This window comes from Stenotrophomonas sp. 22385, from assembly GCF_052045085.1.
In the GTDB taxonomy this organism is placed as follows: Bacteria; Pseudomonadota; Gammaproteobacteria; order Xanthomonadales; family Xanthomonadaceae; genus Stenotrophomonas.
Genome location: NZ_JBQEOG010000004.1, coordinates 267,819 through 282,314, shown reverse-complemented (window position 1 = coordinate 282,314; position 14,496 = coordinate 267,819). Strand labels below are relative to the sequence as shown.

The 14,496-nt window shown below is 66.4% G+C and carries 14 protein-coding genes; 11 read left to right on the top strand and 3 right to left on the bottom strand.

What is annotated here, in order from left to right; translation table 11 throughout:
* Positions 1 to 9 precede the first annotated feature (9 nt).
* Entirely contained in the window at positions 10 to 687 is a 678-nt protein-coding gene (locus ACTJI4_RS09690) for a DUF3348 domain-containing protein (protein WP_440869212.1), read from the bottom strand.
* 152 nt (positions 688 to 839) lie between these two features.
* On the opposite strand from ACTJI4_RS09690, the gene ACTJI4_RS09685 reads away from it, so the two are divergent.
* The 6 genes from ACTJI4_RS09685 (at position 840) to ACTJI4_RS09660 (ending at position 7,056) form a co-directional block, all read left to right on the top strand.
* Positions 840 to 1,259: a baeRF12 domain-containing protein gene (locus ACTJI4_RS09685; protein WP_440869211.1), complete on the top strand. Its 420-nt coding sequence runs from the start codon at positions 840 to 842 to the stop codon at positions 1,257 to 1,259.
* A gap of 3 nt (positions 1,260 to 1,262) precedes the next feature.
* On the top strand, positions 1,263 to 1,586 hold the full coding sequence (locus ACTJI4_RS09680) for a thioredoxin family protein (RefSeq protein ID WP_440869210.1): 324 nt from the start codon (positions 1,263 to 1,265) through the stop codon (positions 1,584 to 1,586).
* 71 nt (positions 1,587 to 1,657) lie between these two features.
* Positions 1,658 to 1,999: a type II toxin-antitoxin system prevent-host-death family antitoxin gene (locus ACTJI4_RS09675; RefSeq protein WP_392924038.1), complete on the top strand. Its 342-nt coding sequence runs from the start codon at positions 1,658 to 1,660 to the stop codon at positions 1,997 to 1,999.
* A 3-nt stretch (positions 2,000 to 2,002) separates the two neighbouring features.
* Positions 2,003 to 2,629 (top strand): hypothetical protein, encoded by a 627-nt coding sequence (locus ACTJI4_RS09670; RefSeq protein WP_392924035.1) that lies wholly within the window; start codon positions 2,003 to 2,005, stop codon positions 2,627 to 2,629.
* Between the two features lie 470 nt (positions 2,630 to 3,099).
* Entirely contained in the window at positions 3,100 to 4,587 is a 1,488-nt protein-coding gene (proP, locus tag ACTJI4_RS09665) for a glycine betaine/L-proline transporter ProP (RefSeq protein WP_440869209.1), read from the top strand.
* A 126-nt stretch (positions 4,588 to 4,713) separates the two neighbouring features.
* Positions 4,714 to 7,056 (top strand): GH92 family glycosyl hydrolase, encoded by a 2,343-nt coding sequence (locus ACTJI4_RS09660; protein WP_440869208.1) that lies wholly within the window; start codon positions 4,714 to 4,716, stop codon positions 7,054 to 7,056.
* Positions 7,057 to 7,062: 6 nt separating this feature from the next.
* Here the strand turns inward: ACTJI4_RS09660 and ACTJI4_RS09655 are convergent, their stop codons facing one another.
* On the bottom strand, positions 7,063 to 7,791 hold the full coding sequence (locus tag ACTJI4_RS09655) for an SOS response-associated peptidase (RefSeq protein ID WP_440869207.1): 729 nt from the start codon (positions 7,789 to 7,791) through the stop codon (positions 7,063 to 7,065).
* A 94-nt stretch (positions 7,792 to 7,885) separates the two neighbouring features.
* On the opposite strand from ACTJI4_RS09655, the gene ACTJI4_RS09650 reads away from it, so the two are divergent.
* Positions 7,886 to 8,683, top strand: coding sequence for an AraC family transcriptional regulator (locus ACTJI4_RS09650; protein WP_440869206.1), 798 nt, complete (start codon positions 7,886 to 7,888; stop codon positions 8,681 to 8,683).
* 59 nt (positions 8,684 to 8,742) lie between these two features.
* Here the strand turns inward: ACTJI4_RS09650 and ACTJI4_RS09645 are convergent, their stop codons facing one another.
* Positions 8,743 to 9,981: an MFS transporter gene (locus ACTJI4_RS09645; protein WP_440869205.1), complete on the bottom strand. Its 1,239-nt coding sequence runs from the start codon at positions 9,979 to 9,981 to the stop codon at positions 8,743 to 8,745.
* 177 nt (positions 9,982 to 10,158) lie between these two features.
* On the opposite strand from ACTJI4_RS09645, the gene ACTJI4_RS09640 reads away from it, so the two are divergent.
* The 4 genes from ACTJI4_RS09640 (at position 10,159) to xth (ending at position 14,361) form a co-directional block, all read left to right on the top strand.
* On the top strand, positions 10,159 to 11,523 hold the full coding sequence (locus ACTJI4_RS09640; protein ID WP_440869204.1) for an XAC2610-related protein: 1,365 nt from the start codon (positions 10,159 to 10,161) through the stop codon (positions 11,521 to 11,523).
* 66 nt (positions 11,524 to 11,589) lie between these two features.
* Positions 11,590 to 12,012: a DUF2231 domain-containing protein gene (locus ACTJI4_RS09635; protein WP_440869203.1), complete on the top strand. Its 423-nt coding sequence runs from the start codon at positions 11,590 to 11,592 to the stop codon at positions 12,010 to 12,012.
* The gene (locus tag ACTJI4_RS09630; RefSeq protein WP_440869202.1) at positions 12,009 to 13,391 is read left to right on the top strand and encodes a PQQ-dependent sugar dehydrogenase; all 1,383 of its coding nucleotides are present in this window, start codon (positions 12,009 to 12,011) and stop codon (positions 13,389 to 13,391) included. Before ACTJI4_RS09635 ends, ACTJI4_RS09630 begins: the two co-directional genes overlap by 4 nt.
* Positions 13,392 to 13,542: 151 nt before the next feature.
* Positions 13,543 to 14,361, top strand: a complete 819-nt coding sequence (gene xth / locus ACTJI4_RS09625; protein WP_440869201.1) for an exodeoxyribonuclease III — start codon at positions 13,543 to 13,545, stop codon at positions 14,359 to 14,361.
* Positions 14,362 to 14,496 lie beyond the last annotated feature (135 nt).

Here is a 14,496-nt window from a genome sequence, read left to right as displayed (position 1 = left end):
ACAGCCCGGTTAGTGGGGGCGAAGCGCCGCAAGCAGGCCTTCGATAGGGTGAAAACGGACATCCAGTTCGGCCAGCAGCACGGCCTGCATGTCGTTCCTGAACACCTGCAGCCAGCCGCCGTCCGGATCGACCTCGGCGGTGCCGGCGTCGTCGCGCAGACGCTCGAAATGGGCGCCGAGCAGGGCCGGCACGCTGGCCAGCAGGTGCTGCTCGCGCGGGCTCAGCGCCTGCTCCATGGCGGCGTCCACCTCGGCCAGCCGCGGCAGCTCGCCGGGCCCGGCACTGAGCCTGTCCCGCAACAGGCCGCGAAGGCGCCCGGTGGCGGTGAGCATGGCGCGCTGCACGGTGAGACAGCGCTGGCGGTAGGCCGTGGCGTCGGTCGCGACCGGCTTGCCTGCCGCGGGCGGGGCGGTGATGCTTTCGACCAGGGTGGTGCGAACCCGCGCACATTCTTCGTCCAGCGCCTCAATGGAGCCCGGTGCGGGCTCGGCCACAGCCGGCAGCCGCCCGTCGAGCGCGCGAGAAAGCGCAACGGCCCGGGTCCAGTCGATCCACTGGCTGAGCCGGTCGGACAGGTCGGGCCCGGTACGCGGGGCATTGCGGTCGGCCAGCGCCGCCAGCAACCGGATGAAGGGCGGGCCGGGGACGGGCGTGCGGTGCTGCTTCTTCGCCATGGTTCCGGTCAAAAACCGTGAATTTTACACCGTAATGACGAACCAGCTCCCTGAATGCCCTTGCACACACGGCGAACACGCGCCTATGCACCGCGCTTACATTCGTTTCCCTACGGTGGGGGCGGGCCAACACACCGCCCGTTTTTCCATCCAAGGAGTCCTCCATGTCCCACCTGCAGATCCCCAAAGGTACCCTCGTCATCGTCGCTGATGGCGGCTCGGCCCGCGTGTTCACCAATGTGGGCGACGACCGCACGCTGCAGCTGAAGCAGGAGGACGAACTGAAGGTCAAGGACATCAGTGCCGAAGGCGTCTCCGGCCAAGGGCCGTCCGGCGCGGTGCCCAAGGACATGAGCATTTCCCAGCTCAATGAAGCCACCTTCGCCAAACAGCTGGCGCAGCAGTTGAACGATCACGCGCTCAAGCACCTCTACGAGCACCTGATCCTGATTGCCGACCCGACCACGCTGGGCCACATCCGGCCGCAGCTGCACAAGGAAGTACAGAGCCGGATGCTCAAAGAGATCGCCAAGGATTACACCAATTCCACGCTGGAAGACATCCAGAACGCACTGGCGGCCTGAGTCATGGCCTACGCACGGAAGTTCACCGACCAGTTGGAGCCGCCCCGCGCCGAGGTAGAAGCTGGCGAGGGCTGGCTGCTGCTGGAATTCGGGACGGACTGGTGCGGGCATTGCGCGGCCGCGCAGCCAGTGGTCAAGGACTTTGTTGAAAAGCGCGCCCTGGACCACCGCAAAGTCGAGGATGGCAAGGGCCGCCCCTTGGGGCGCGCCTTCACGGTCAAGCTCTGGCCCACACTGATCCTGCTGCGCGATGGCCGCGAGGTGGGGCGGGTAGTCCGCCCGACCGCCAGGGAGGATCTGGAGGTGCTTGAACGCGCCCTTGGGTAGATGAATATCCCTTTATTCCCAATTTACCCAAAAGGGGTATAGTGGCCACATTCCCTTGCTGGATGTCGGTCATGAGCCTGCCCCTGGATGTTCCCGGCCTTGAAAAGGCCACTGCGTCATCGGTGAAGACCCGGGGCTGGCCGAGCCTGATGCGTACGGTGCGCGAAAAGCAGGCCCTGGTAATCACCAACCACAACCACCCCGAAGCGGTGATCGTGGACATCAAGGCCTACCAGGAACTGCTGGCCCGCGCGGCCGGCAACCCGGATGACGTACGCCAGGGCGAGTTGGACCGCCTGCGCGCGGAGTTCGACACCACCCTGGCCAGCCTCAACGCCAACGGTGGGTTGGGCAAGGTGATGGGTCAGCCGATCCGTCGTGGGCGCAGGACTGCCCTTGGCCCCTCGCTCTGATCGGTGGCAAGGATACTGGTACTGGCCGGCGTCAATGGCGCCGGTAAAAGTTCGCTGCTGGGTACATGGCTGCGCGACGCCGGGTTGACCTGGTTCAACCCGGACAGCTTCACCCGGCGCCTGGTCGAACAGGGCTGGCCACTGGACGAGGCCAATGCGGCCGCGTGGAGCGAAGGCGCGCGGCGGCTCCGCCAGGCGATGGCCGACGGCACCGATTTCGCGTTTGAAACCACGCTGGGTGGCAACACCATCCCGCGTCTGCTGCGCGATGCCTGCCAGACCCACGACGTGGCGATCTGGTTCTGCGGCCTGCACAGCGTTGCGCTGCACATCGAACGCGTGGCCGATCGGGTCAGCCAGGGCGGGCACGATATTCCGCACGACAAGATCCGGGCACGGTTTGATTCCGCGCGCGAGAACCTGATCGACCTGCTGCCGCATCTCGCCGAACTGCACGTGTATGACAACAGCGCGCCGGCTGATGCAAAGGGCAGGGCAGCACCACTGCCACTGCTGCAGCTGGATCGCGACGGCCTGCATTTTCCGGTGACGGTGATCGATCTGCTGCAGACGCCGGATTGGGCCAAACCCATCGTGATGCGCGCAATGGAACTGCAAAGCGGGGCTTGATGCGGCCGCGGTGTTCGCCGTGCGGCGGTAGGGTCGATTCCCAAACGACCGCCCTCGACGCGTCCGCGTTCGGTAACGCATGACCTGCGCCGACGCGAAGGCCGTTTTCCGGTAATGGTCATGCCACAAACGAACGTTGGTGGTTCCACTGCAGTCGATCGGGATGCGACCCTACCTGCGCACGCGTAGCCAAAACATGCCTTGAAAAGGGCATTTACGCCGTGCGTGAAGAAGTGATAAAGGACGCATGCACACACTGTGCTAACATGACCGCTTGATCATTGCCTCGGGCCATTGCCCGTCTCTCGGTCATCCTTCCTGCAGCGCCGTGGTGTACCACGCGGCCGTCCGGGAACGCCTGTTGCTACCCCTCTTCGCGCCTCGTGCAGCGTTCTTCCAGAGGCGGTGTTCACCTGTGCCTTGCGCGGGACCTCGGGCGCGTTGATGGCCCTGCTTCCAGGAGAAAGCAGATGCAGGAACTGCATGCCGCACATGCCCACTTCGGGTGGTTCAAGCGCCGCCGCCAGATGAAGGTCGACGAAGTCACGGTGGTCGACCGCCCCATGCTCAAGAAAGCGGTGGGTGCCGCCGCGCTCGGCAATGCGATGGAATGGTTCGATTTCGGTGTGTACGGCTATCTTGCGGTCACGCTCGGCCAGGTGTTCTTCCCCGCCAGCAGCCCGACCGCGCAGTTGATCGCCACCTTTGCCACGTTCACCGTGGCATTCCTGGTACGCCCGCTGGGCGGGCTGGTGTTCGGCCCGCTGGGTGACAGATACGGCCGCCAGAAAGTGCTGGCCTTCACCATGATCCTGATGGCGCTGGGCACCTTCAGCATCGGCCTGATTCCCTCCTACGACAGCATCGGCATGTGGGCCCCGGCCTTGCTGCTGCTCGCACGGCTGGTGCAGGGCTTCTCCACCGGTGGCGAATACGGCGGCGCGGCGACCTTCATTGCCGAGTATTCCACCGACCGCAACCGCGGCCTGATGGGCAGCTGGCTCGAGTTCGGCACGCTGGGCGGCTACATCGCCGGTGCGGCCACGGTGACCGTGCTGCACATGGCCTTGAGCAGCACGCAGATGCTGGACTGGGGCTGGCGCCTGCCGTTCATGATCGCCGGCCCGCTGGGCCTGCTCGGCCTGTACATGCGCATGAAGCTGGAAGAAACCCCGGCCTTCCGCGCCTATGCCGAAGAGGCCGACAAGCGCGACCTCGAGCGCCCGGGACTGGGCGCGCTGCTGCGCGTGCATTGGCCGCAGCTGCTCAAGTGCGTGGGCCTGGTGCTGGTGTTCAACGTCACCGACTACATGCTGCTCACCTACATGCCCAGCTACCTGAGCGTGACCATGGGCTACGCCGAGAGCAAGGGCCTGCTGCTGATCATCATCGTGATGCTGGTGATGATGCCGCTCAACGTGGTGGGCGGCTTGTTCAGTGACCGCCTGGGGCGCCGGCCGATGATCATCGGTGCGTGCATCGCGCTGTTCGCGTTGGCTATTCCGTGCCTGCTGCTGGTGGGCAGTGGCCATGACGGGCTGATCTTCCTCGGCCTGATGCTGCTCGGGTTGGCGCTGGTGTGTTTCACCAGTTCCATGCCGTCCACGCTGCCGGCGCTGTTCTACACCCCGGTGCGCTACAGCGCGCTGTCGATCGCGTTCAACGTGTCGGTGTCGTTGTTCGGTGGCACCACGCCGTTGATCACCGCCTGGCTGGTGGAGCGCACCGGCGACCCGCTGGTGCCCGCGTACTATCTGATGGGTGCAGCGGTGATCGGCCTGGTGACCATGCTGTTCGTCAACGAAACCGCCAACCTGCCGCTGCGTGGCTCGCCGCCGGCAGTAGCCAGCGAAGCCGAAGCCCACGCCCTGCTGCGCAGCGACGAACCGGTAACCGTGGACGCCACCCAACCGACGCTGCCGCAGCTGGCACTACCGGACGACCCCACCCCCGCGTAGTGCCACGCCCTGCAACCCCGGCCAACCCGCTCCGTTCGACCAACCCGCGACACCCCCGCGCCGCAACATGCGGCGCGGGGACAACCAGTGCTAGGATCGGTTCACCTTGAATCGATCTAAATCCATATGAGCAGAGCGGGGAAGTCGGGGTGGGTGGCATTGGCCATGGGCGCCATGCTGGTGGCAGGCGGCGCGACGGGAGCGCCGCAGAGCGCAGGCGAACGCGCGTACGCGGCCGTGGACCCGTTCATCGGTACCGGCGGCGAAGGGCATACCTATCCCGGCGCGACCGTGCCCTTCGGCATGGTCCAGCTCAGCCCGGACACCCGCATCCAGCCGCGCGAAAAGGCCTACGACTGGGCTGCCGGCTACCGGCATGACGACAGCAGCATCGTCGGCTTCTCGCACACCCATTTCTCCGGCAGCGGCCATTCCGACCTGGGCGATGTGCTGGTAATGCCGTTCATCGGCGACCCCGGCCTGGAGCGCGGCGATCCGGAAAACCCGCGCAGCGGCTATGCCTCGCGCTTCGACCACAAGGATGAAAAAGCGGAGCCCGGCTATTACGCCGTGACGCTGCAGGACTACAAGGTCCGCGCCGAACTCACCGCCAGCGCCCGCACCGGCGTGCACCGTTACACCTACCCGAAGGGCGAGTCGGCCAAGCTGCTGCTCGACCTGCGCACCAGCCTGTACGACTACCCCGGCAAGATCCTGTGGTCGCGCCTGCGCCTGCGCGAGGACGGCACCGTCACCGGCTTCCGCGAAACGCGCGGCTGGGCCCCGGGGCGCCAGCTGTACTTCGCCATGCGCTTCTCGCGCCCGCTCACCGGGCACGCGCTGCACAACACCGAAACCGATATCGCCTACAAGGGCTTCCCGCCGCCGGGCCAGAACAATCCCGAGCAGCGCCCGCAGATCGAAGGCCGCCAGCTGGTGGGCACGTTCGACTTCGGCAAGCTCGATGCCCCGCTGGTGGTCAGCGTGGCGATCTCCCCGGTAAGCGAAGCCGGCGCCATCGCCAATCTCGACGCCGAAGCGAAAGACCAGAATTTCGACCGCATCCGCGCCGACGCCCGCACGCAATGGCAGCAGGCGTTGTCGGTGCTGGACATCGAGGCCCCCGCGCATGACAAACGCAGCGCCTACACCGCGCTGTACCACAGCCTGCTCGGGCCAACGCTGTTCATGGACGTCGATGGCCAGTACCGTGGCTCGGACAACGCCGTGCACCGCGCCGAGGGCTACACCAATTACTCGACGTTCTCGCTGTGGGATACCTACCGCGCCCTGCACCCGCTGCTGACCCTGGTGCAGCCGGAGCAGCGCACCAGCGACATGGTCAATTCGCTGCTGGCCCACCAGCACAACAGTGCCTACGGCATGCTGCCGGTGTGGGCGTTCCACGGCCAGGAAACCTGGTGCATGATCGGCTACCACGCCGTTCCGGTAATTGCCGATGCCTACGTCAAAGGCATCCGCGGCTTCGATGCCGACAAGGCGCTGCAGGCGATGGTGGCCACCGCCAACTACGGCCCCTACGACGGCATCGCGCAGTATCGCGAGCTGGGCTGGGTGCCGATCGATGAAGAGGGCGAAGCGGCGAGCAAGACGCTGGAGTATGCCTTCGACGACTGGACCATCGCCCGCATGGCCACGGCCATGGGCAAGTCCGACGTGGCCGCCGAGTTCGACAAGCGCGCCGGCAACTGGCGCAATGCCTTCGACGCCGAGACCGGGTTCATGCGCGCACGCAAGCGTGACGGCAGCTTCCGCACCCCGTTCGATCCCAGCGCAAGCGGGTACGGCACCGACTACACCGAAGGCAACGCCTGGCAGTATTCCTGGTATGTGCCGCAGGATGTGGCCGGTCTGGTCGATGTACATGGGGGTGCCGACAAGCTGCTGGCGCGCCTGGACGCGGTGTTCGATGCCAAGGTTGATCCGTCCATCTTCGAGCACATGGAAGACATCACCGGTCTGATCGGCTGGTATGCGCATGGCAACGAGCCCAGCCACCACGTGGCCTACCTGTATTCCTACGCAGGCCAGCCGTGGCGCGCGCAGGCGCGGTTGAAGCAGATCATGGACACCCAGTACGCCGATCGCCCCGATGGCCTGGCCGGCAATGACGACCTGGGCCAGATGTCGGCCTGGTACGTGTTCACCGCGCTGGGCTTCTACCCGGTGGCACCGGGCAGCGCCGAGTACATCATCGGCCGCCCGTTCCTGCCCAAGGCGGTGCTGAACCTGCCCAACGGCAAGACCTTCCGCATCACCACCGAGGGCATGGGCAAGGGCCACGAGTACGTGGGTTCGGTGACGCTGAACGGCAAGCCGCTGAACCGCACCTTCCTGCGCCATGCGGAAATCCTGGCCGGCGGCGAACTGCACTTCACCCTGCAGGCAGCGCCTAACAAAGCATGGCCCGGTGAGGGCGCGGAACAGCCGTACTCGATGTCGCGCTGACCTCGCTCAGCTGTCTTCGTCCCAGCCATCGCCGTCCCCGTCCATCGGGGGCGGCGATGTCGTTTCCAGGTCCGGGTCGACCGGCTCCAGCAGCGTGTAGTCGTCGCGCTTGAGGTCGCGGAAGGCGCGCCCGACCGGATAGGCCTCCAGTGCCGGCGAGCGTACCCGCAGCGCGGCAGGCGTGTTGGCGGCACCGGAAAGCCATGCCAGTGCCAGCTCGGCGGGCAGGAACACCGGCCCATCCGGTGTCAGCGGTTCCGGAATGGAACGGTTGGGCGCGGTGAGCACGCTGAAGGAATTCATCGCGTTGCCTTCGCCGTCCTCCCAGTGCTCCCAGAGGCCGGCCGCCAGCAGGGCCAGGCCATCGCGGCGCTGCACGAACAGCGGCCATGGCGGGCGGCGCTGGCGGTCCAGCTTGTAGTACCCGGTCATCGGAATCACGCACGGGCGTTCGGCCCAGGCCTTGGCGAAGATGCGGCTGCCGGGCGCCCGATCCAGCCGGGCAGTGACCGTGGTGTAGGGCGTATCCGGCGTCTTCGACCAGCGCGGCACCAGGCCCCAGACCATGTCGGTCACGATCAGCTCGCCATCGGCATTGCGCGCCAATACCGATGCGGTGGAGCCCTTGCCGATGTTGTAGCGGTCCGGCGCTGCGGCCACGGCAGTGGCGAGCGCGCGCGGCAGCCCGTCAGGGACCGATTCCGGCTCGGCAATGGCTTGGGCGAAACGACGCATGGGTGCAGGGTAGGGCGCGCGCCGTGAGCATGTGGTTGAGCGGCGGCACGGGCGGCGCTAGAGTCGCGGGGTGGTTGTTTCGCGGTATCTGCCCATGCCTCATCGGAAAAAAGACATCCGCCCTGTCGACGCTGCTGGGCAGCGCCTGCCGCTGGGTCCCGAGTCTGCGGTCATCTGCCGGGCGCGCGACTACGCCGCTGGTACGGTGATTCCGCTGCACCACCATCCGGACCGACACCAGCTCGTCTATGCCGCCTCCGGCGTACTGGTGGTGCAGGCTGGCGCCGGCCGCTGGGTGGTGCCCAGCACGCGCGCGATCTGGATGCCGGCCGGGATCGGCCACAAGGTGAGCTGCATCGGCGCGGTGCGCATGCGCAGCCTGTACATCCTGCCGCAGGCGATCGCCGACGCGCCGCCCAGCGCAGCGACCGTGTCGATCACCCCCTTGCTGGCCGAACTGATCAGTGCGGCCGCCATCGTGGAGCAGCCCTACGTTCCGCACTCGCGCGACGGCCATCTCATGCAGCTGATCCTGGACGAGCTGCAGGCGCTGCCGGTGCTGCCGCTGCATGTTCCCGAACCGGTCGACCCGCGCCTGCAGCTGATCGCGCAGCACTGGGAAACGTCGCCTGATGATGCCTCAACCCTGCAGGACTGGGCGCTGCGGCTGGGCGTGGACGCCAAGACCATCCAGCGCCTGTGCGCCCGCGAACTGGGCATGACATTCGGCCAATGGCGCCAGCAGATCCGCTTGGTCCGTGCGCTCGAACGCCTGGCCCACGGCGACAAGGTGATCGACGTAGCGCTCTCGCAGGGATACGCCAGCCCCAGCGCGTTCACCGCCATGTTCAAGAAGCGCTTCGGCCAGCTGCCCAGCCAGTTCTTCCAGTAACGCGGCAGTCTGGTGCGCGACGGTCGCACCGACTGTTGGCTTGGCTACCCCACAGCGGGCTATCGCATCGATGTCTTCGGCAGGAACGCAGTAGCCAACCCCAACAACGGCAGGAACGAGGTGAGGTGGTAGACCCACACGATGCCGTGAATGTCAGCCAGCTTCCCCAGCCCGGCCGCGCCGATCCCCCCGATACCGAACATCAGCCCGAACATCAGGCCCGACACCATGCCGACGCGTCCCGGTACCGCTTCCTGTGCATACACCACCAGCGCCGCAAACGCAGACGACATCACAAGGCCGACCGCAACGGCCAACACCGCCGTACCCATAAGGTTGGCGTAGGGCAGGGCGAGCGCGAACGGGGCCACGCCCAGGAAGGAAATCCAGATCACTGCCTTGCGCCCGATCCGGTCACCCACCGGGCCGCCAATGAAGGTGCCCAGCGCGATCGATGCCAGGAACACGAACAGGTACATCTGGCTCTGCTGCACGCTCAGGTGGAAGCGTTCGATCAGGTAGAAGGTGAAGTAGTTGGTGATGGAGGCGATGTACACGAACTTGGCGAACATCAGCACCGCGATCACCGCGATGGCCTGCACCACCTTGCCGCGGCCCAGGCCGATGCCATGCGAGCGCGCGAGGCTGTTCATCTTGGCCTGACCGTGGCGCACGGTCCAACCGGTCAGCCGGAACAGCACGAAGATGGCCACCGCTGCGATCAGCAGGAACCAGCCGATGGCGCGCTGGCCATGCGGAATCACCACGGCGGCGGCCAGCAGCGGGCCGATGGCCGAGCCGGTATTGCCGCCGACCTGGAAGGTGGACTGCGCGGTGCCGAATCGCCCGCCCGAGGCCATGCGGGCTACGCGCGAGGCTTCCGGGTGGAACGTGGCCGAGCCCACGCCGACCACGGCGGCGGCCAGCAGCAGCATTTCGTAACTGCTGGCCATGGCCATCAAGCCGATGCCGACGAAGGTGGCGATCATGCCGGAGGGCAGCAGGTAGGGCAGCGGGCGCCTGTCGGTGTACATGCCCACCCACGGCTGCAGCAGCGAGGCGGTGAACTGATAGACCAGCGCGATGGTGCCGATCTGGCCGAAGGTCAGGGCGAACTGGCTCTTGAACATGGGGTACACGGCCGGCAGCACCGCCTGGATCATGTCGTTGAGCAGGTGCGCGAACGCGGCGGCACCGACGATGCGGATCGCGAAGCCCTGATGGGCAGGGTCGGCGGAGGCAGGCAAGACCGGTGAAACGGCGTCAGGCGAAGCGGATGGTGGGGTTTCTGTGCTCATGGGACCGTTGAAGGACAGCAGGGCCCGGGCCGGCCACCCTGCCAGGGGTCCGGCGCGTGCTCCAGCCTGGACCTGGTGGGGGACAAGCGAAGCAAGAGGGTATGCCGGATGCACGCTGCCGTCTCGCGCGATAGGGGCCACTATCGTCGCATTAGGGACATCACGCATGATGGCGGCATGAGAATCCGTTACGCCGCGTTGTTGCCTGCCCTCCTGATTGCCCGTGCCGAAGCGGGACCGCTGCTCGAGCCCGGGATTTACCAGCTCTCGCCTGAGGCGCCCGAGGCAGAAACGGCGGCAGCGCCGGCCGCAGGCGAAATCCATCACGAAGCGCTTGCCAGCGCCATTCCAGACGCGGCGAAGGTACGCTACGCCTTCGTGTCGCGCGATCCGGGCAAGGCCTTGAACAAGCTGGTGTTCGTGACCGATGGGGCGTACCGCTACGACATCAACAGCGCCAACCGGCTGTGCCCGGCCTATGCATTTCCCGATTGGAACGAACGTTCCGACGCACAGCCGTTCTGCCGCACCCACATTGGCAGTGCAGACACCGAAGCGGCGCTGGCCTGGACCGAACGTGGTTTCACGCTGCGCTGGGCCGACCAGAAAACGCTGATCCGTACCGAGCAGGTTGCCGCCACCCGCAAGCCCTCCCCGGATGAAATCGGCGCCTGCGCGGTGGGCGGCGTGTGTGTGCCCGCCGCTTACGGCAGCGTTCTGCAGCACTACCAGGTAACCCACTTTCGCGACGGGTTCTCCCTGCAGGCGCCACGACCCTACATCGACGTGTTCGCGGCGACCGTGGACACCCCGGTTTATCGAAGCGCCGAGGACGGCACGGCATCGGGCACGCTTGCGGCGGGGCGCTATGCCGGTGTGCTCAGCAGGGGCGCCGAATGGATCGGCATCGAAGAAGTGGCGGCGGGCGGTGCGACGACGCCCGGCTGGATCCGCCGGGATGACCTTGCCGGCGGGGAGTTGCGTTTTCCCCAGCAGGCAACCACCGCCCACCTGCGTTTCGTGCTGGTCGTCGCGCCCGCCGACGACGATCAGGCGCTGTTGCAGGCCATCGACATCCTGGACGCCACCACCGGCCAGCGTCGGCAGATCCTGCGCGACATCGATGCCGAGCCGCTGAGCGCTGGCCCGGACGTGGTGCAGCTTCTGGACGCCAACTTCGACGGCTGGCCCGACCTCAGCGTGCCTGGGTACTCTGGCGGGGCAGGCCCGAATGCCACGCGGAACCTGTTCCTCTTCGATCCAGCGGCCCAGGCCTTCATGTTCGAGCCAACGCTGTCGAGCCTGCCGCAGATGGACATCGACCCCGCCACGCGCACCCTCACGTCTGCCTCGCGCGGGGGCTGTTGCGCGCACGCCACCGAAACCTACCGCTATGTGGACGGGAAGCTGCAGCAGGTGGCCAGCTGGGAGGAATCGCTGTCGCCCGATGGCGAACACCTGCAGACGACGGAGGGCACCCTGCGCAACGGAACGATGAAGTACCGCACCCGCACGCGCAAGCTGCCCGCCGACTGGCGCTGAGCGCATCAACCCCCCGTCACGCACGCGGTGGCAGGATACCGGCTGCATTCCCCTCAGGAGACCGCCGTGTCCACAACCGCCGTCGTGACCCGCCACTGGGTCATCCATCCGTTCCATGCCGCCGTACTCGGCGGCGTGCTGCCGCTGTTCCTCGGCGCGCTGCTGGCCGATTACGCGTACTGGAACACCTATGAGATCCAGTGGAGCAACTTCGCCTCCTGGCTGCTGGTCGGGGCGATGGTGATGACCACGCTGGCCGTGCTGTGCGGTCTGGTAGGCCTGGTGCGCGGCAGCCGCAACGGCTTCTACGTCATCGTGCTGGCGGTCACCTGGATCGTGGGCTTCATCAACTCGCTGCACCACGCACGCGACGCCTGGGCCATCATGCCGGCCGCGCTGCTGTGGTCGGTGATCGTCACGGTGCTGGCGTTGATCGCCACCTGGCTTGGTTTCTCCAGCGTCCGTGTGCGCGTGGGAGGTGCCCTGTGAACCGCGTTTCTTCGAAGGTACTTGCACTCTCCGTGCTCGCCGTGGCCCTGGCGGCTTGCAGCGGCAAGGCGCCGGAGCTGCAGCAGATCGGCGCCAACCCGGAACTGCCCAACCCACATCGCGGCGTCATGCCCGACATGACCATCGCCAAGCCGACCGCCTGGGGCGATATCGTGCCCACCGTGCCGACCGGTTTCAAGGTCTCGGCGATCGCCACCGACCTGGCCATTCCGCGCCAGACCCTGGTGCTGCCGAACGGCGACATCCTGGTGGCCGAAGGCCGGGGCGGTAGTGCGCCCAACCTCAAGCCGAAAGACGTGATTGCCGGCAAGATCAAGGCCAAGGGCAATACGCAGGTCAAGAGCGGCAACCGCCTGACCCTGCTGCGCGATGCCGATGGCGACGGCGTCTATGAGCTGAAGACGGTGTTTGCCGACAAGCTCAATGCCCCCTACGGGCTGGCACTGGTGGGCAACGCGCTGTACGTGGCCAACCAGGATGCGCTGGTGCGCTTCGATTACACCGAAGGCCAGACCAAGGCCAGCGGCGCACCGACCAAGGTGACCGACCTGCCATCGGCCATCAACCACCATTGGACCAAGTCGCTGGCGGCCAGCGCCGATGGCAGCCATCTGTACGTGGGCATCGGCTCCAACAGCAACATCACCGAACGCGGCATGGCGGCGGAAATCGACCGTGCCCAGGTCTGGGAGATCGATGCGCAGACCGGCGCGCACCGCACCTATGCCAGCGGCATCCGCAACCCCACCGCATTGGCGGTGCAGCCCGGTACGGGCACGCTGTGGGCGGTGGTCAACGAGCGCGACGAGATCGGGCCGAACCTGGTGCCGGATTACCTTACCTCGGTGCGTGACGGTGGCTTCTATGGCTGGCCTTACAGCTACTGGGGCAAGCATGTGGACCGCCGGGTGATGCCGCAGAACCCGGAGAAGGTGGCGTCTGCGCTGACCCCGGACTTCGCGCTGGGCTCGCACGTGGCCGCGTTGGGGGTGGCGTTCGCCAACCCTGCAGTGGGCGGCAAGTTCACCGACGGCGTGTTCGTGGGCCAGCACGGCAGCTGGAACCGAAACCCGCCGGTGGGCTACAAGGTAGTGTTCGTGCCGTTCCGTGACGGCAAGCCGGCCGGCGACGCGATCGATTTCGCCACCGGATTCCGCGGTGATGACGGCAAGACCCGCGGCCGCCCGGTCGGCGTCAGCGTCGATCCGCGCGGCGCAGTGATCGTGGCTGATGATCTGGCCAACACCATCTGGCGGATCACCCCGACCGCTGCACCCGCCACGCCAGCAGCACCGCCTTCGGCAACGCCGTCGACGCCTCCGGCAACCCCGTCGGCGCCGGAGGCCTCGGCGCCGTAGGGCCACGCCCTGTGTGGCTGCTTTGCGCCTGCGGCCCAACGCCGCAGGCGCATACCCACACTCCACCGTGCGATGGCCACGTGAGCCGGATCTTGACGCGCACGCAGCGCAGTGACGGGGATACTGCTGACTCCTTTCGCAGGAGCACGGTATGGCCCGTCGCAGGCGCCTCCGGATTGCCACCTTCAACGTCAATGGCATCAAGACGCGGCTTCCGCATCTGTTGGCGTGGCTGGAAAAAGAGAAGCCGGACATCGTGGCGCTGCAGGAGCTCAAAGCGTGCCAGGATGCGTTTCCTGAAACCGAGATACGTGACGCAGGCTATGGTTGCCTGTGGCAGGGGCAACGAGCGTGGAACGGCGTGGCGCTGCTCGCCCGTGGGCAGGACCCGATCGAAAGCCGGCGTGGGCTTCCAGGCGACCGCAACGACGACCAGAGCCGCTATCTGGAGGCGGCGGCGCACGGCGTGCTGGTGGGAGGGCTGTACCTGCCCAACGGCAATCCGCAGCCCGGGCCGAAGTTCGATTACAAGCTGAAGTGGATGCAGCGGCTGCACAGCCATGCACTGGGACTGGTCGGGCTTCCGCATCCGGTCGCGCTGATCGGGGATTTCAATGTGGTGCCGACTGACGCCGATATCTACGATCCCAAGTCGTGGCGACGGGATGCGCTGTTGCAGCCGGAGGCGCGAGAGGCGTACGCCGATCTGCTGGCACAGGGATGGACCGACAGCCTTCGCCGGATGCACGGCGACGCGCCGATATTCACGTTCTGGGATTACTTCCGCCAGCACTACGAGCGTGACCGGGGCCTGCGGATCGACCACCTGCTGCTCAATCCTGTGCTTGCGGAGGGGCTGAAGGATGCTGGCGTTGATCGCTGGGTAAGAGGGCTGGCGAAGGCGAGTGACCATGCCCCCACCTGGATCGAGGTTCTTGCAGCCTCACCGGTGAAAAGTGTGAACGCTTAAGACTCGGCGTTTTTACTGCGCCATGCACTGAGGTTCATGCCAGAGGCGCATGTCCATATGCGTTATGGAAAGCAGATGGTCGATCGGCAGGGGCAGATCGAGGCGCATTCTGGCGCTCGTGCGGTCGGTGGTCAC